Annotated in this window: 12 protein-coding genes; 3 read left to right on the top strand and 9 right to left on the bottom strand. The window is 70.8% G+C overall.

Features of this window, described 5'->3' with window-relative positions; genetic code table 11:
* Nucleotides 1-15: 15 nt before the first annotated feature.
* Nucleotides 16-675: a LuxR C-terminal-related transcriptional regulator gene (locus tag ACFY36_RS02030; RefSeq protein WP_499744012.1), complete on the bottom strand. Its 660-nt coding sequence runs from the start codon at nt 673-675 to the stop codon at nt 16-18.
* On the bottom strand, nt 666-2,360 hold the full coding sequence (locus ACFY36_RS02025) for a sensor histidine kinase (RefSeq protein ID WP_499744011.1): 1,695 nt from the start codon (nt 2,358-2,360) through the stop codon (nt 666-668). The genes ACFY36_RS02030 and ACFY36_RS02025 overlap by 10 nt, the downstream gene beginning before the upstream one ends.
* Before the next feature lie 91 nt (nt 2,361-2,451).
* Between ACFY36_RS02025 and ACFY36_RS02020 the strand changes: the two genes are divergently transcribed.
* Both ACFY36_RS02020 and ACFY36_RS02015 read left to right on the top strand, forming a co-directional pair.
* A complete protein-coding gene (locus ACFY36_RS02020; RefSeq protein ID WP_499744010.1) occupies nt 2,452-3,123 on the top strand; it encodes a DUF4097 family beta strand repeat-containing protein in 672 nt (223 codons plus the stop codon).
* The gene (locus ACFY36_RS02015; protein ID WP_499744009.1) at nt 3,120-4,733 is read left to right on the top strand and encodes an alpha/beta hydrolase; all 1,614 of its coding nucleotides are present in this window, start codon (nt 3,120-3,122) and stop codon (nt 4,731-4,733) included. Before ACFY36_RS02020 ends, ACFY36_RS02015 begins: the two co-directional genes overlap by 4 nt.
* Nucleotides 4,734-4,845: 112 nt before the next feature.
* On the opposite strand, the gene ACFY36_RS02010 is transcribed toward ACFY36_RS02015, so the two are convergent.
* The 5 genes from ACFY36_RS02010 to ACFY36_RS01990 form a co-directional block, all read right to left on the bottom strand.
* Nucleotides 4,846-5,535: a CBS domain-containing protein gene (locus ACFY36_RS02010; protein ID WP_499744008.1), complete on the bottom strand. Its 690-nt coding sequence runs from the start codon at nt 5,533-5,535 to the stop codon at nt 4,846-4,848.
* 300 nt (nt 5,536-5,835) lie between these two features.
* Nucleotides 5,836-7,752 carry an acyl-CoA dehydrogenase family protein gene (locus ACFY36_RS02005; protein WP_499744007.1) on the bottom strand — a complete coding sequence of 639 codons (1,917 nt, stop codon included), beginning with the start codon at nt 7,750-7,752 and terminating at the stop codon, nt 5,836-5,838.
* Nucleotides 7,753-7,848: 96 nt separating this feature from the next.
* The gene (locus ACFY36_RS02000; protein WP_499744006.1) at nt 7,849-8,199 is read right to left on the bottom strand and encodes a BBE domain-containing protein; all 351 of its coding nucleotides are present in this window, start codon (nt 8,197-8,199) and stop codon (nt 7,849-7,851) included.
* 131 nt (nt 8,200-8,330) lie between these two features.
* Nucleotides 8,331-8,948 (bottom strand): hypothetical protein, encoded by a 618-nt coding sequence (locus tag ACFY36_RS01995; RefSeq protein WP_499744005.1) that lies wholly within the window; start codon nt 8,946-8,948, stop codon nt 8,331-8,333.
* A gap of 15 nt (nt 8,949-8,963) precedes the next feature.
* Nucleotides 8,964-9,200: a hypothetical protein gene (locus tag ACFY36_RS01990; protein WP_499744004.1), complete on the bottom strand. Its 237-nt coding sequence runs from the start codon at nt 9,198-9,200 to the stop codon at nt 8,964-8,966.
* A 393-nt stretch (nt 9,201-9,593) separates the two neighbouring features.
* Between ACFY36_RS01990 and ACFY36_RS01985 the strand changes: the two genes are divergently transcribed.
* Nucleotides 9,594-9,794, top strand: coding sequence for a FitA-like ribbon-helix-helix domain-containing protein (locus ACFY36_RS01985; RefSeq protein WP_499744003.1), 201 nt, complete (start codon nt 9,594-9,596; stop codon nt 9,792-9,794).
* On the opposite strand, the gene ACFY36_RS01980 is transcribed toward ACFY36_RS01985, so the two are convergent.
* Both ACFY36_RS01980 and ACFY36_RS01975 read right to left on the bottom strand, forming a co-directional pair.
* Complete coding sequence (locus ACFY36_RS01980; protein ID WP_499744002.1) at nt 9,749-11,167, bottom strand: hypothetical protein; 1,419 nt, start codon at nt 11,165-11,167, stop codon at nt 9,749-9,751. The two genes, ACFY36_RS01985 and ACFY36_RS01980, sit on opposite strands and share 46 nt — an antisense overlap.
* Nucleotides 11,168-11,376: 209 nt before the next feature.
* Complete coding sequence (locus ACFY36_RS01975) at nt 11,377-17,424, bottom strand: LamG-like jellyroll fold domain-containing protein (RefSeq protein WP_499744001.1); 6,048 nt, start codon at nt 17,422-17,424, stop codon at nt 11,377-11,379.
* Nucleotides 17,425-17,566: the final 142 nt, after the last annotated feature.

The following is a 17,566-nucleotide window of genomic DNA, read 5'->3' as shown; positions in this document are numbered from 1 at the left end:
CCGCGGGAAAAGTCGCTAACGCCGCAGGAACAGCAGGACGGCCAGGACGCGGCGGCTCTCGCTGCCGGTGGCCGGGAGCCCGAGCTTGCCGAAGATGCTGGACACGTATTTCTCCACCGCCCGCAGCGTGATCACCAGGCGGTCGGCGATGCCCTGGTTGGAGTTGCCCTCGGCCATCAGGGTGAGCACCTCCCGCTCGCGGGGCGTCAGCGCCGCGAGCGGGTCGTCGCGGCGGCGGCGCGACAGCAACGTGGAGACGATGATCGGGTCGACGGCCGAGCCACCGGCCGCGACCCGGCGCACCGCCGCCAGGAACTCGGGGACGTCGCTGATCCGGTCCTTCAGCAGATAGCCCACTCCGTCGGCCGAGTCGGCCAGCAGACTCATGGCCAGGCCGACCTCGACGTACTGGGACAGCACGAGGACGGCCAGGCCCGGATGGGCGGCCCGCAGCTCGATCGCCGCCCGCAGGCCCTCGTCGGTGTGCGTGGGCGGCAGCCGGATGTCGACGATGATGACGTCGGGCACGCTGGCCCGGACCGCGGCCCGCAGCTGGACCGCGTCGCCGCACCGGGCCACGACGTCGAATCCGGCGCCGGCCAGGAGCGAGCTGATCCCCTCGCGGAGCAGGACGCTGTCCTCCGCGATGCCGACGCGCGGGGTTCCTACCGGCACGGCAGCTCCGCCCGCACCCGGGTGCCGCCGCCGGCCGCGGCGCACACGCGCAGCCGGCCGCCCAGGGCCTCCACCCGATCGGCCAGGCCGCGCAGGCCGGTACCCCGCCCGGTGTCGGCGCCGCCGCGCCCGTCGTCGACGACCTCGATGATGATCGAGCCGTTCAACGGGGTGACCAGGACGGCCGCGCACGACGCCGCCGCGTGCTTGCCGATGTTGGTCAGGCTCTCGCAGACCACGTAGTAGGCCGCGACCTCGACCGCCTCGTCGACCCGGCCCGGCAGGTCGACGGTGAGCCGCACCGGCACCGGCGCCCGGGCCGCGAGCGACTCCAGCGCGACCGCCAGCCCGTGCGCGCTGACCACGGCCGGGTGCAGGCCGCGGGCCAGGTGGCGCAGCTCCTCCAGCGAGACGGCGATCTCGGTACGGGCCAGGTCGAGCAGCGCGCCCGCCTCCGGGTCGCCGTCGAGGCGGGTCCGCAGCACGCCGAGGTTCAGCGACAGCGCCACCAGCCGCTGCTGGGCGCCGTCGTGCAGGTCGCGTTCCAGCCGCTGGCGTTCCCGCTGGCCCGCCTCGAGCACCCGGGCCCGCGAGCCGCGCAGTTCCTCGACGTTGGCCCGCAGCTGCGCCTGCAACCGGCCGGCCCGCAGCGCGATAGCGGCCGCCGCGCTGACCGCCTCGAGCAGGGCCGGCTCGTCGCGCAGGGCCGCGTCGTGCACCAGCGCCGCCATCGGCCGGCCGTCGTCGTCGATCATCGTGACCCGGGTCGTGTCGTCGGGCAGGCGCAGCGGCCGGCCGTCCTGGTCGCCCCAGACCCCGAACTGCGGCAGCCAGTAGGCGAGCACCAGCGACGGGTCGCGCAGCGCCCGGGCGAGCGGGCCGCGCAGGTCGGCCGGGCCGGCCCGCAGCTCGACGACCAGATCGCCGACCGAGCTGCGGGCGAGCCGGGCCTGCAACAGCCCGGCCACGAAGGCGACCGGCGCGACGCCGACCAGCAGCAGGCAGATCCGCTGGACCACGGGGAACACCGGTCCACCGAGGACACCGACGATCAGCAGCACCGCGATCATCGTGAGGCCGACGGTGAACGAGTCGATGAGCAGCGACAGCGATCGCCGGAGCGGATGCCCGCGGCGCATGACCAGCAGCACCACCCCGCCCAGCGCGACCGCGCTGACCACCAGCAGCTCTGTCTGATAGACGACGGTACCCAGCGTGCGCCGCTCGACAACGGTCAGAACGTGCGGTTCGAGCACGCCGAGCAGCATGGCGGCGAGCTGGCCGCCGACCGCCGCCAGGTAGCCCGCGCCCAGCAGCAGCCGCTCGGGCCGCCCCCGCAGCCGGCCGGACGGGAACGACAGGAAGACGTGCACGATCAGCACCAGCGGAAGCACGTCCACGGCCTGCCCGACCGTGTGCGCGATCCGGTCGCTCGACCAGCTCAGAGCGCCGACCATGCTGGTCACGCCGGTGATGATCATCAGCGGCCCGAACCGGTTGTCCGGCCGGCAGCGCCACGCGACCAGCCCGCTGAACGCGTATCCGGCCGAGATCCAGCCGATGACGGCCACGTGCGCGCGGGGAATCCCCTCGCTCACCCCGAGCGCGACGACGCCCGCCCACGCGGCCAGCAACACCGAGCCGAGCGTGGCGAGCACAGTGGTCGTCGGGCGGAGCGTCCGCACCCGGTTGACGCTACGCCCCCGGGATACACCAGAAAACCGCCTTACCCGCGCGCCTTCCCGCTGCGACCGTGGCTTGGAGGAGGTGAACGTCATGCGCCGCTTCGTTCCGCTCGCGGTCCTCGTGGCAGTGGCCGCGGCCTGCGCCGGGCCCTCCGAGACCGGCGAGAAAACGTACAAGACAGACACACCGATCACCGCGCTCGTGGTGGACGCCCGGGCCGCGACGGTCACGATCGAGACCGCTGACGGGCCGGTGTCCGTCCGCGAGGAACACCGCTGGTCCGACCGCCGGCCCACCACCGCCAACACCGTCGACGGGCAGACCCTGCGCCTGACCGAGTCCGGATGCGGCGGCGACGACGTCCGGTGCGACGTGAAGTTCCACGTCGTGATGCCGGCCGCCGTGTCGGCCGACATCAGCTCCCAGGCGGGCGCGGTGAAGATCGACGGGCTGACCGGCAACCTGCGGGTCCGGTCCCAGGCGGCCGCCGTCGAGGCCACCGCCCTCGGCGCCGGCCAGGTGACGGTCGAGACCAGGGCCGGGGCGGTGTCGCTCGAGTTCGCCGAAGCTCCCGGCCTGGCCCGGGTCACGTCGGACGCCGGCGCCGTCACCGTGCGGGTGCCGGACACCACCGCCTACGCGGTCGAGGCCGCCGTCAGCATGGGCGCCCGCGACGTCTCCGTGCGGGAAGACCCCACGTCGCCGCACCACATCCAGGTCAAGACGTCGGCCGGAGCGGTGAGGATCGAGCCACGACCATGACCGGCCGGGTCGTGCGGGCTCCGCTGAGCCCGACGGGGACCGTCTTCGCGCTCGTGTTCTTCTGCGCCGCCCTGACGCCGTCGCTGCTGCCGCGGCCCTGGCTGTTCCAGGGTGTGGTGAGCGGGCTGACCGCGGTGCTCGGCTACGGTCCGGGCGCCGCCGCCGGCGCCCTGGCGCGGCGGATCCCGCACCGGGCCCGCCCGCGCGCGGTCCGGATGTTCTGGCTGGTCATGGCTGTGTGCGGGCCGCTGATCGGGCTGGTCTTCCTCGCTCTGGGCACACGGTGGCAGCAGGAGCTGCGCGAGCGCCTGGTGATGCCGCGGCTGGAGACGTACGACCTCATCCGCATCGTCGCGGTGAGCGCGCTGACCTTCACGATCCTGCTGCTGCTCGCGCGGAGCCTGCGGCTGGCCACGCGGCGGCTCGCCCGGTTCGCGGGGCGATGGGTGCCCAAGCCCGTCGCGTACGGCATCGGGGTCCTGATCGTCGCTTATGTGGTGACCGGCGTCGTGCGCGGCTTCCTCGGCACCCAGCTGCTCACCGTCGCCGACCAGACGGCCTCGCTGGCCAACGGGCGCACCGGGCCGAACGCGCGGGAACCGTGGGCGCCGCAGCGGTCGGGCAGCGCGTCGTCCTACGTACGGTGGCCGGACCTGGGCATGCAGGGCCGTGAGTTCATCGGCACCGGTCCGAACACGGCCGATATCAGCGCGTTCACCGGCCGGCGCGCGGTCGACCCGATCCGGCTCTACGCGGGACTGGAGTCGGCCGGAACCCCGGAGGAAAGGGCCCGATTGGTGGTACGGGAGATGGAGCGCACGAAAGCATTCGACCGCGCCGTGATCGCGGTGATCACGCCGACCGGCACCGGCTGGGTGGACTCCGCGGTCACCGACTCCCTGGAATATCTGTACAACGGCGACACCGCGCTCGTCTCGATGCAGTACTCGTACCTGCCGAGCTGGATCTCGTTCCTGGTCGACCGTTCGAAGGTGGCCGAGTCGTCACGGGCGCTGATCGGCGCCGTACGGGAAAAATGGTCCTCCCTGCCCGTCGCCACCCGGCCCAAGCTGCTGCTGTTCGGCGAGAGCCTGGGCTCGTTCGGCACCGAGAAGGCGTTCCCGGACGCGGCCGGCCTGACCGCCGGCGCCGACGGGGTGCTGCTGGTGGGGCCGCCGTTCGCCAACCCGATCCGCAACCGGCTGCTGCCGGCCCGCGACCCCGGCAGCCCCGCCTGGGATCCGGTGCTGACCGGAACCGGCATCGAGTTCAGCCGCGACCCGGCCGACCTGCGCACGTCCCGCCCGGCCAAGGTGGTCTACCTGCAGAACTCGTCCGATCCGGTGGTGTGGTTCCACCCGAGGCTGCTCATCCGCGAACCGGACTGGCTGCAGGGCCGGCGCGGCCCCGACGTCTCCCCCGACATGCACTGGTATCCGGGCGTGACGTTCTGGCAGACCGCCGTCGACCAGTTCTCGGCCAACGGCGTGCCCGCCGGGCACGGCCACGTCTACGGCTCCGGCGTCGTGGACGGCTGGGTGGCCCTGGCCCCACCACCGGGCTGGACGGACGCCGACACGATGAACCTGCGCGCCCTGATGGACGGCTGACGGTGAGGCCCTCCGGCACGGCCGCACACAAGGCCCATCGGCGTCTGCGCCCGCTCGCCTCCGGCGAGTTGGAGCGGGCCCGCACATGGGCGGCGGGACTCGCCGCCGACCTTCAGCCGGCCACTGTGCCCTTGCGGACGTCGAGGAACTGGCGGTCGTCGTAGTCGTGGTCCAGGGCGCACCGCACCTCGACCACGCCCGCCACCTGCCGGGTCAGGCGCTCGGCGATCTGGGCCGACGTATATCTCTGCACCCGCCCGGACAGGGTCACCACTCCGTCGACGACGGTTGCCGTCACCATCGTGCCCTCGTCGTCCACGTACGGCTGGAGGACTCCCGACTCCACGTCGGCGAGGATCTCGTCGTCCGGGCGGAGATGCGCCTTGAGCAGGTCGGCCCGGGACACGATGCCGATCAGGCGCCCGAGGTCGTCGGTGACCGGGAGCCGCTTGACCTTCTCCTGGTCCATCAGCCGGGCCGCCGAGGCGATCGACGTGCCGCTGGTCGTCACCACCGCCGGCGCGCTCATCAGCTCGGCCACCGAGCTCGCCAAGGCCTTGCGCCGCTCGCCCCGGCGACGGCGGCCCTCGAACATGCGGGGCTCCTCCTCCCCCGCGAACTCGACCTTGCGCAGCAGATCGGCCTCGGAGACCACGCCGGCCACGTGCAGCGAGTCGTCGATCACCGGGACCGCGCTCAGCCTCTTCCCGATCAGCAGATCGACCACGTCCCGGTAGGAGTCGGTCGTCTTCACCGACACGACCGCCCGGGTCATCACATCGTCGACGGTCCAGGTCTTCACGGCGCTCTCCTTCGACAAGCTTCAATTCCCCACACAGTACGGCGGCGGGCCGCTCCACATCAGGGCCGATCGGCTCTCACGGCGCGGCCGGGCCGCGTCCGAGGAGCGGGGCCGCCACGACTGGGGCGGGTTCGCCCCCGCCGGCGGCTGCGACCGGGTCCGCCACTGCCTGCGGTGCGGCAAGGCCGATTCGTGGCCCGAGCACGACTGGGGCCCGTGGCTCTACGCCGGCACCGAGTTCAACGCGCCGCAGGTCCACACGTGCCGGCGGTGCCACATCAGCGAGCGGACGACGCCGACCTATCGGTGATGGTCCGGGTCGGGCTTCGGCGGGATGCGCCGGCGGACGTCCTCCGCCGTCGACGGGCCGGCCTCCCAGGCCGCGACCCAGGGGTTCTCGTCGCGGCGCGGGGCGATGACGCCCTCCTCCAGCAGGCCGTAGCGGCCCTGGACAAGGCGCTTCGCCGCCCGTACGTCGACGCTGTCGTTGTTCTCCCACAGCGCCGTGAACAGCGCCTCGGTCCGCAGGCGGGCCTGACGGCAGAACAGGTCGGCCAGCTCGGCTCCCTCGGGCCGCCGCTCCCGCTCGGCCCGGGCCCGGACGCAGGCCGCCGACATCGCGAACAGCTCGGCCCCGATGTCGACGATCCGGCCCAGGAAGCCCTGTTTGCGTTCCAGCTTCCCCTGCCAGCGCGACATGGCGTAGAACGTGGACCGGGCCAGCTTGCGGGAGGCCCGCTCGGCGTAGCGCATGTGGCCGGCCAGGGGGCCGAACTCGGCGTACGCCGAAGGGGCCTGCCCACGCCCGACCGCGAGGGTCGGCAGCCACCGTGCGTAGAACGCTCCGGCCCGTACTCCGGCCCGGGCCTTGCGGCCGAGATCGGCCTCCGGGTCGATGATGTCGCCCGCCACCGCGAGATGCGCGTCGACCGCCTCGCGGGCGATCAGCAGATGCATGATCTCGGTCGAGCCTTCGAAGATGCGGTTGATCCGCAGGTCGCGCAGGAGCTGCTCGGCCTCGGCGGCGCGCTCGCCGCGGGCGGCCAGCGAGTCGGCCGTCTCGTAGCCCCGGCCGCCCCGGATCTGAATCATCTCGTCGGCGATCCGCCACGCCATCTCGCTGGCGTACAGCTTGACCAGCGCCGCCTCGATCCGGATGTCGTTACGGTCGTCGTCGGCGATCACACAGCTCAGGTCGAGCATCGACTCCATCGCGTACGTGGTGGCGGCGATGAAGGCGAGCTTGCCGGCCACCGCCTCGTGCCGGCCGACCGGATGTCCCCACTGCACCCGCTGGGCCGACCATTCGCGGGCGATCGTCAGCGCGCGCTTGCTGGCGCCGACGCACATCGCGGGCAGCGACAGCCGTCCGGTGTTGAGCGTCGTCAGCGCGATCCGCAGGCCCTTGCCCGGACCGCCGACGACGTTGCCCTCGGGCACGAAGACGTCGTGGAAACGGGTCAGGCTGTTCTCGAGCCCGCGCAGGCCGAGGAACGAGTTGCGCCGCTCGACGGTGATGCCCGGGGAGTCACCTTCGACGACGAAGGCGGTGATGCCCTTGCCCGGCACCCGCGCCATGACGACGAGCAGGGTGGCGACGGTGCCGTTGGTGGCCCACAGCTTCACCCCGTTGAGCCGATATCCCCCCTCGACCGGCTCGGCCACGGTGGCCAGCCGGGCCGGGTCGGAGCCGACGTCGGGCTCGGTGAGCAGGAAGGCGGACACCTCCCCGGCGGCCAGACGGGGCAGGAACTCGGCCTTCTGCTCGGCGGTGCCGAAGATCTTCAGCGGCTGCGGCACCCCGATCGACTGATGCGCCGACAGCAGGGCGCCGGCCGCCGGGCTGACCGATCCGATCAACGTCAGCGCCTTGCAATAGTGCAAATTCGAGAGTCCGAGGCCGCCGTACGTCTCGTCGATCTTCATACCGAACGCGCCAAGCTCGGCCAGACCGTGGAACACCTCGTCCGGGATGCGATCCTCGCGCTCGATGCGGGCCCCGTCCACCTCGTCCCGCAGATATCCTTCGAGCCGCCCGAGAAACTCGGGAGCCGGCGCCGCGCCGGGCCACAGATCGATCAGATCGAGCCGCAACCGCCCCAGAAACAGTTCCTTGCCGAAGCTGGGCTTGCGCCACTCGGTCTCGCGAGCGGCCTCGGCCACCTGCCGGGCCTGCTTCTCCGAGACATGGGTCTGTGCTGGCTGCGCTGCCGTCACGGCTAAACCCCCCTGACCTGGCTCGCCGTCACGCTACTCAACGGTGTTACCTCTGGGTAGCCGTCTGGCGCATGCCGCGATTTCCCACCGCCCGGCCTAGCCGAAGTTGACGTTGACGTTGACGCGGAACAGGTCGTCCGGGTCGTACTCTTGCTTCACGGCGAGGACGCGGTCGTAGAGCTCGGGCCCGTACACCTCGCGCGGCCCGGCTCCGCAGGCGGTCATGAAGTTGGGCATCTGGTGCTCGTACCGCCAAGGGTGCAGGGCGTTGACGAGCCGGTCGAGCGCGGCCGTCAGCCGGGGCAGGTCGTCCGGCCCGCCCGCGCCGATGCCGAGTACCTGGAAGGGCAGTCCAGCAGCGGGGCCAAGGGGCTCGCGTGCATCATCGCGGATTCGCGGTACGGCACGCCGGAGCACGTTGGCGTAGAACGCCAGCTTCTCCCGCACCGGCGACGCCATCGTGACGGCCCCGGTGTGGCCATCGCGGCGAGCTGCTCCGGTGCTGGATCAGTCCGGCCGGGCCCGGTCGAAACGGTCGATCAGACTCGGCTTACGCGCATGACGCTCCCACAGCCGCGTCATCCGCTCCGCGAACTCGAAGATCTTGCCCTCCCGTGCCGCCATTGCCTGAAGTTCAAAAGTGAAGTGACCGCCGTGTCGTAGTCCTTCGGGCGCTTCGTCGCGATCAACTCGTCCACCTGATCCCAGGCTCGGACCGGGTTTCTTGCCAGCTTGTCCAGACGCTGCTCGCGGGCCGCAACGGCCGCTTCCTCACGACTCTGACGCTCGGCCGCCTCTCGCTCCCGCTTCTGCTGCTGCCGTGCGGCCCAACGTTCCTCAGCGGCAGCGAGCAGGTCCCCGGCGGTCCGGCTCTCTCCGGCAGGCGGCTCCTGCGCCACACCCTGAAACCGCCTCAGCAACTCCGATCGCAGCATCTCGGCATCGCCGCGAAGTACCCGCAGCAGCACCTCGTCCTTATCCTCCGCCACAGGCAGACCCGCCACCCAGCGGCGCAACTCGGCGGCCGACGGCTTCTGCTCGACCAGCGGCCGGCTCGCCACTGCCGCCGGATCCAGCAGACCGGGATCCAGGCGAAGGAAATCGGCCAAGGCCCGCAACGGCCCGCTCAGCTTCGCCAGCCCGGCCGGGATCGGAGGCTCCGGCTCTTCATCATTCGTCGCCGTCCTCGTCCTCACTGCGAAGATCGAGGATCACACGGGTACGGGTCGTCGCCCCACTTGTAGTTGTTGACGAAACTCGACTACGTGATCCGCCCCCGCGACGACCCCGCCCACCACCGGCACGCCGAACACCTCGGTCTCGAACGGCACCGCCAGATCGCCCTCAATCATGGCGAACAGGCCACTGAGCTGCTCATGCTCGTCGTAGCAGTCCACGACCGCCTCGGCGACCAAGGCATCGAGCTCGGTTTTACTGAGCGAAGACACCCGCGCAGAAGTGCCGCCGCAGCCGCATTGACAGTTCGCCGAGGCTCACTGCGTTTGGCTCCAGCCTCGGCGCTCACGAAGTTCTCGAACAGAACGACCCAGTTCAAAGGCCAAGCGCACAGCGTCGTACGCCTCCGCGGCACCCGGCTCGGCCATCCGCCGTTCACGCATCGCGGCCCAGCCACCACTGTCGCTCATGACCCTGCCTCCTCGTCCACGGCCTCGTGCGCCTCGTCGATACACCGCGCCACGCCCGGCGCGCCCGGTCGATCTCCCGCTCGTCTCGCATGCGCGTCTTGTGGAAGACCGTCAACAGGATGATCCTTTTGTCGGTCGCAATCCAGTAGGTGATCCGGACTGACCGCCGCAGCGTCAGCCGGCGACGAGGAGCCAATGGCGGCCCTCAGCATTAGAGGTCTCGACGACTCCGTGGAGGAGAATCTATGCCTGCGTTCCGCCGGGCATGGTCAGTCCGTGGAGGCGTCGCCAGGCAGGACGTTGGCTCCTCGACTATCGCCCCGAAGTCTCTGCTGGCGCGGACACAAGATTCATCGTTTATCACTGACGATCTGGAGGGCCGGAGCGCCCACCTGAAATCGGCCGCGGTAGGGCTCACTGAACGCGCCTTCACGCCGTAGCGTTGCCCGCACCTTGGCCTCACCTCGGGGGAACCCGTCGGTCAGCCGGAGCGCCGCAGCGAGCTCAGCCGCGCTCAGGTCGCTCTGCGGGTTGCGAGCAAGGCGGTGCAGGCTGGCTCGGGTCAGCGCGGCCTCGGTACCGCGGCAGTTGGCGACCTCATTCCAGCCGGGCTGGACCGGTAGCAGTGACTCGAACTGGCCTCTTGCTGCCTCCCGCGCGTTGACGACCTCCATCACGGTCTCCCCGACGGACGCGAGGCCAGCGCCCAGCGCGACCTGCACTCGCTGCCGAGTCTCGGGCGCGACGAAGTAGCGGAACGCGCCGGCCGCGGCCACCGCACCGACCAATAGCCAAGGCAAAGGCACTCGTCGAGCCGCCGCTGCGACTCCCTGGAAGGCCCCAGAAGCAGCGATTCCGAGAAGCGAGTTGATCGCTCCAGCCAAGCGTCCGAGCGGTCCCAGGTCACCGACGGCGGAGAGTTGGTCCAGCCACTGAGCGTGCGCGACATGGTCGAACGGCTCGCCGTAAACCGCGCGCAACGGTGCCTTGTCTTTGCTCAGCAACGGCGCGTTCAGCAACAACGCCAGCCTGGCCGTCGGAACGTCATCCGGGTCGCAGTACCTGCTGGTCTCGGGCGGGAGGCCGAGGTAGTCCAAGCGTTTCTGCTCAGCGATGGCCGCGAGTCCATCGGGAACGTCGACGCAGCGCAGCAGAGGCGCAACGTCGCTTTCCCAGACGCCACGGACAATGACGGGATCGAGACGTTTCCGTGCTGACCACTCAGCAAGGTGTTCGTCGACCTCGTCCAAGACGTGCGGCGCGCAGAAAAGCCGGAGAACGCCGCTGTTGGCGGCCTTCAGCATCAGAGTCCGCCCCCGGCCGCCGGCCACCCGTAGCAGGTCGTCGCGCAGCGCATTCGCGTCCACGACCGCCGGGAACGTCTCGGGCAGAAGCGCGGGCGGAAAGAGACCGTTCTCGTCGGGGACGCCGACAGGGAGGGCCGCGTTCTGGAGGTGAGCCTTCTTGACCATTACACGGACGGCGTCATCTGCGGAAGGCCGTACGGTCAGCTTGGGCTGAGCGGCGGTCATCGGCGACGCGCCAAACGAGCGCCACCACCTCCGCCGCTCTGCCGTTGTCACCGCGGTGGCCACGAACTCCGCCACGTCGCCGGCCACCGTGACCTCCACCGGCGCGGGCGCCTCGGCGACCCGTTCTGCCTCGACCGCCATGATCGGCAGCGGGGCCAGTTGCTTCGCGCCAAGCGCGATCAGCCCGTCGGCCGTCCCCGGGGTGCCGTCCGGGCCGACCCACCAGACGCGGGGCACACCGTCTAGTGGGGTGCGGGCGCGGTCGTACACCCCGGAAAGCTCGAATCCCACACCTGGAGAACGCCGTTGAGCGTCGGGTGCGGGACCCGGTTGGCGGCGAGCTGGGTGTCGAGCGTTTCCACCAGTCGATGATCGACGCGACGACCCCGGCGAGCACGAGTCATTCGACTCTTGTCGCCGGGGTCACGCGCCCGCGCCCGACCGGATCAGGCCTGTGGGGTCTCCTTGGCCATCAGGTTCGTGATGTTCTCCGGGGTCAGTGCCTCCTGATAGGCGACGACGTCGTCGACGTCGCCGGTGAAGTAGTCGCGCCAGGCGTCGTTCCACCAGGCGCGGCCCACCACGAACTGGCCGCTCGAGTTCCACGTCGGTGCCGGCACGGCCACGCTGGCCACCTCGGCGCCGTTCACGTAGAGCTTGGCCGTGCCGGTCGACGCGTCGTAGACGCCGGCCAGGTGTGTCCAGGTGTTCAGCGCCACCGGCTTGGTGTCGGCCGCGATCGTCGACGCCGGGCTGGTGTTGACGTCGGTCAGCGGCAGCACGAAACGCCAGCACTTGCAGGTGCCGCTGAAGTTGAGCTGCATGCCGCTGGCGTGCGCGCCCGCCTGGCCGACCACCGTCGAGAACTTGGTGTCGTTGGTCAGGCGGGCCCAGGCGGCCACCGTGAACGACTGGTCGGTGCGCAGCCGGGCCCGGGTGCTCACCGCCGAGTCGGTGCCGCTCAGCGTGATCGCGCCGCGGTCGACGTCGATGCCCTCGTCCGAGCCGGCCGGCAGCGGGTGCCCGTCGGCCTTCCAGGTGACGCCGCCCGTGAAGGCGCCCGGCGCGTCCGGGTCCAGGCCGGACGAGTCGGTTGCCGTCGTCGGCAGGCTCTGGTCCTCGAACTGCCAGTTCACCATGGCCGACCGGGGCTCGGCCTCGCCCGCGACCTCGGCCTCGCCCAGGGCCCGCTGCCACACCCGCACGTCGGCGATGTCGCCGGCGAACCACGTGGCGCCGCTGCGGCCGATCCAGGCCGTCTTGTCAGGCTCGTTGAACGGGGTCACCTCGTCGGCGCGGCCCTGCGCCTCGCCGTCGACGAACAGCTGAAGCCCGTTGACCGAGGCGTCGTAGACCGCCGCGATGTGCGTCCACACACCCACCTTCGGGCTCAGCCCCTCGTCGGAGACCGCGTCGAAGTAGGTGATCGAGTCGCCGGAGGTGGCCGAGGGCATCTGGGCCCGCCAGCCGTCGGCCGCCTTGTCGTACTGGACGTACAACGAGGCGTAATTGGTGCCGGAGCGGGCGAAGAACGTCCGGTTGGCCGACTTGTCGGTCAGCCGGACCCAGGCCGACACGGTGAAGCTCTTCGCCGTGTTGAACGGCAGGTTCGTGTCGGCGTAGCTGCTGGTGCCGTTGAAGGCGCCGGCCTTGGCGTCCGCCTTGCGGCCGGCCGACCAGGTCACGTTGGTCAGGGCCGCGTCGTGATAGACGGGACTGGCCGGGTCTCCGGTGCCGGTGCCGGTGTCGGCCGCCGTCGTGCCGGTGCCCTCGCCGAGCTTCCACTCGCCGATCGGGAACGTGTCGTCGCCGCCGGTGACCGTGCCGTCGCCGGCGATGGCGTCGACGCTGTCGGCGTCGAGGACGTACTGCTGGGCGAGCGCCTGGTAGTAGAGGGCGTTGGGCGCGCCGCCGGTGAGATATTCGGCGCCGACGGTGCCGGCCGGGGAGACGGCGGCGGCGAAGTCGATGACCCCGTCCGCATATCCCTGCATGTTGGCCGGTCCGCCCGAGCCGAGGATGTGGGTGTTGACGAGCTGGCGCGCGGTCTCCTGGGCCGCGGTGTGTGTGCCGGCGAAGGCGGGGACCGTGGCGACGTACACCTTCAGGGTGCGGCTGCTGGTCGGCAGCCCGACCGCGTAGTCCAGGGCGTCGTCGGCCCGATACTGCTGCAGCTGCCCGGAGAGGGTGTTCAGCTTGGTGATCACCGCGCTGGAGCACGCGGCCGCGGTGTCGGTGCAGGCGAGCAGGTCGCTGCCGCCGCCCGCGAGCAGGACGATCCGCGCGTTCGTCTGGTTGAGGATCTCGCGGTCGACCAGGCCGTACGAGTTCTGCGGATAGAGGGTGTTGGCCACCCGCGGCAGCTGGGCCTTGCTGGTGCCCTGGTCGAGCACGCCGGCCCGGATCGGATAGCGGTTGCCGTACTCGTCGGTGGACAGCGCCGTGGCCAGCGGGTCGCTGACCTGGCTGAACTCGTCGTCGCCGTAGAGCACGACCGAGCCCGCCGGAGCGGAGGCCGGAGTGCTGACGTCGACGCCGGCCACGAGCGGGATGCCGGTCATGGCCGAGACGGTGAAGGCGGCCCCGTCGGTGTCGCCGGTGTGGTCGGCGCCGTCGGAGGCGCTGACGTAGACCGGGGTGCGGCCGTCGAGGTGACCCGGCACGGCGCTCAGGTTGCCCTTGACCTTGAGGCTGACCAGCACCGTGGACTGGTCGCCGGCGGGCAGGGCGACCGGGTCGCTGAGCAGGTCGGCGCCGGCCGGCAGGGTGGCGCCGGCGGCCCCGTTGAAGGTCAGGCGCACCGGGGCCGAGGCCGCGGTGGCACCGCCGGATCCGGGGTCCTGCAGCGCGATCGAGGCCGCGTCGAAGGTGACCGGGGTCTTGCCCTGGCTGTTGGCGACCCGCACCCGGACCCGCGGCGTGTCGCCGCCGGCGCCGATGCTGAGCCGGGCCGGCACGCGCACGGTCTGCGCGCTGAGCGAGCCGTTCTTCACCGCGCCGGTGTCCTGCGCGGCCGACCAGCTGCCGGTCCAGCGGCCGCCGTCGGCCGTGACCGAGGCGGGCCGGATGCCGAGGCCGAGGATGTGCAGGGCGTTGGGGTGCCCCTCGACGGTGTTCGACAGCAGCGGCAGCGAGACGCTGGAGACGGCGGCGCCGGGGCAGACCAGCGGGACGCTGAACGCCATGATGCTCGGGGTGACGCCGCTGTACGCCGTGCCGTCCGCGGTCTTGTTGCGCCACGGAAGGTTGACCACCGTGTTGCCGGCCGGGACGTACGCCCAGTCGACCACCCAGTCGATCGTGTACGCCTGCGAGGCGACGTTGCAGCCGCTGTCCTTGGCGTAGGTGACGCGGCCGGTGGCGCTCTTGACGTCGCCGTTGACGGCGAAGCCGAGGAAGACCACGGCGTTGCCCTTGTTCACCACGCCGCTGCCGGGAACGGTGACCACCTGCCCGGCCGCCAGCATGTTGTCGTTCTTGCCGTCGCCCCACGTCGCCGGGAGCTTGACCGCGGCGCCGTGCACGTTGACGGTCGCGCCGGGCGCCCAGCCGACGTCGCGCAGGTTGCCCGCGTTCAGGCTGTAGCCGAAGCCGTCGGCGTCGGCGTCGGTGACGGCGGGAGTGCCGCCCGGCGTCCAGGTGCTGATGGCCTTGTTGTTGAGGCAGGACCGGGTGTCGTTGATCGGGCAGGTGACGGTCAGCCCGAGCCGCAGCACGTCGATGCCGGCCTGATATCCGCCGGAGGCGGCGTTCTTGCCGGTCACCTTCAGGGTGAGCGTGTGCAGGCCCTTGTCCAGCACGATCGGGGCGCCGTTGGCGTCCTTCGGGGTGCCGAAACTGCGGTAGACGGTGCCGTTGGGCGTGGTGTACGCGTCGAACGGCGAGATGAGCGTGGCCTGGGTGGACCGGCCCTGGTCGAGGGTGAGCGAATAGCTGCCGTAGTCGCTGGCCGCCATCAGGTTGGCGCCGATCTCCCAGATGCCGATCTGCGGCACCGCGAACGAGAACGTGGCGCTGTCACCGGAGGCCACCTTGGTGCCGGCCGTGTTGTTGTTGGCCAGCATGCCCTGATAGCCGTCGGCGAAGTAGTACCCGGCGTAGCTCGGCTGCGTGATCATGACGCCGCCGGCGCTGGTCGTGGTGGCCTTCGGCACGGCGGTGGTCGTGCCGTCGGAGTTGGTGGCCGTATATCCGGTCACCATCTTGTCGCCGTACACATAAACCGGTGTTGAAGTGCCGGCGTTGAACTGATAGGTCGTCTGCCCGGAGGTCGATCCGGCCGCGTCGACCGCCTTGGCCACGAGTTTGTGCGCGCCCGCCGTCCGCGGCGCGAAGACCGGCGCGGCGCTGCCGTTGTTCACGACCGTGCCGGTGCCGTCCTTGTTGTCGGCCTTGGCGAAGTAGATCGTGCCCGGGGTGATCGTCGTCCCGGCCGTCCACTGGGTGCCCTTGTTGTTGGCGTACATGACGTTGTTGAGGTCACCGTCGAAGCTGAACAGATATCCGGTGACGTTGTTCTTGCGGTCGTTGCCGAACGCGAACACACCCTTGTCGGTGAAGCTGCCGCCGACCTGGTTGGGCGGGAACTGCGACGACTTGATGGTGGGCGGGTTGGGCGCCGTCGCGTCGACCGTGAAGTACATGTACGGGCCCCAGGCCGGCGCCCAGAGGCCGTCCTGGTTCTTGGCGGTGACCCGCCATTGATACTCACCGTCGGGCAGGGCGACGTTCACCCGCCAGTCGGAGCCGTTCTTGTTGTACGTCGTGGAGCCCGGCCCGTAGCCGTACGCGATCAGTTTGCCCGTGCCCTTCTGCTCGACGTGGTAGTCGACCATCAGGTTCCGCTCGTACCCGTTGGGGAAGCGGTTGGTGGCCCGCCAGGACAGCGTGGGCTGGCGCGAGGTCGTGATGACCTTGCCGCCGTCGGTGATCGACGGGAAGACGTGCTGCTTGCCGTCGTTGGCGTTGAGCGTGGGCGGATAGCTGTAGTGGACGGTCAGCTTGGCCCCGCCCTTGTAGCCGAGCTGCTTCCACGACATCCGGTCGTTCATGTCTTTGGCCTCGACCAGGAAGTACGCGTAGTCCTTCTTGGACTTGGCCAGCGTCGCGACGTTGCCCGAGACGTCGAACGGGAACGAGCCGGGCGAGGCCGACGGGCTCGACGTGCCGCACTTCAGCTCCTGGCCGGCCTGCGTGTTGAGCAGGGCGCCGCGGGACGGCTCCTTGCCCCAGTACAGGGTGGAGGAGCTGAAGCCGGCCGGCGCGCCGGTGGCGTACACCGCGGCGTTGGTCTTCGAGCAGGAGGCCGACCACCGGTGGGTGACGTACAGATAGGCGTACTTGACCGTGGCGCCCTTGATGCCCGAGATGTTCATCTTGTAGTACGTGCGGGCCTTCTCGCCGCCTCCGCCGGCCCAGTCGTCGAGGCCGATGCGGGCGCTGTTGGAGCCCGTGGTCGACGTCGAGTTGTAGACGTTCCAGCCGTTGCTGGAGATGCGGGCCCAGGACGACTGGCTGCCGTAGTACTTGACGCCCCAGTCGGGGTCGACGAAGACCGGATATTTGGTGGTCTTGGCGGTCAGCAGGGACTTGTCGAGGGTCAGCGACTGCTTGCCTTTGCCGAACCCCACCTTGATCTTGGCGCGGTTACGGCCCATCACCGACGCCGCCTCGTGCGCGGCCTGCGGGCTGGTCAGCGCCTTGCTCAGCGCGGCCTTCTCGGCGGGCGCGCCGGTGGCCGGGGTGCTGTCCCACATCATCGCGGTGTTGGCCTGGAAGACGGTGCGCCCGGTGGCGGTGTCGGTCGCCTCGGCGCCGCCGTCCCGGGTCGCCGCGACCTTGACGCGGGTGCCGGTGAGCCCGAGGTCGAGCTGCTGGACCTTCGGGTTGGCGGCGGCCTCGGGGGTCTTCACCACGAAGATCGACGAGTAGCCGGTGGCGTTCGCGGTGACCTGGAGGTCGACGCCGGCCAGGACGTTCGGATAGGTGGCGGTGTCGCCGGTGATCACCGGGCGCGGCAGGGCGCTGCCCCAGGTGAACTTGAGCGTGTTCGCGCCCTGCTTGAGCGAGACCAGGGTGGCGTCGCCGCCACCGCCGAAGGCGACATCGGCCGCCGCGACCTTGGGGGCGAAGGTGCCGTCCGGCCGCTCGGTCAGGGTGGTGTCGATGGCGGTCCACCTGCCGTCGCGCTGCACCCGCTCGGGGGTGACCGAGTACGTGGTGGCGAGTGTGCCGTCGGGCATGGCGCCGGTGGTCGTGTACTCGTCGGTCAGCGCCGGGATCGGCGTGGTGCGGCCGCTCTTTCGCGCCTCGGCGAAGGCGTCGGCGATCGCCTTGGCCGCGGCCGGCGGGGGTGCCTCGGAGGCTGGTCCGGGATCGGTGTCCTGGGTGGTGGGCGGGACGGAGGGGCTGGGTGGACGGGTGGGCGTGGGCTGAGGTGCCGGAGGTGCCGCCTCCGCCGGGACGGCAGTCCCGACGGTCCCCGTGATGAGCAACGCGGAGACCGCCGGTACCACTACCAGACGGCCCCATCGCGTCGAACGTGACGACATGGTTCCTGAGAGACCCTTCATGAGGAAATCGCGATCATGAATCGCGTGGCGCACATTGTGATCACGGGCAGTGAGAAAGAGTTGC

The organism is Actinoplanes sp. NPDC000266 (assembly GCF_042899005.1).
Classification (GTDB): Bacteria; Actinomycetota; Actinomycetes; order Mycobacteriales; family Micromonosporaceae; genus Actinoplanes.
This window is presented reverse-complemented; position numbering and strand designations above follow the sequence as displayed.

What these genes read in the sequence shown, in the direction of transcription:
- ACFY36_RS02020 (WP_499744010.1), top strand. Translation starts at nt 2,452, where the DNA reads ATGCGCCGCTTCGTTCCGCTCGCGGTCCTCGTGGCAGTGGCCGCGGCC.
- ACFY36_RS02015 (WP_499744009.1), top strand. Translation starts at nt 3,120, where the DNA reads ATGACCGGCCGGGTCGTGCGGGCTCCGCTGAGCCCGACGGGGACCGTC.
- ACFY36_RS01985 (WP_499744003.1), top strand. Translation starts at nt 9,594, where the DNA reads ATGGCGGCCCTCAGCATTAGAGGTCTCGACGACTCCGTGGAGGAGAAT.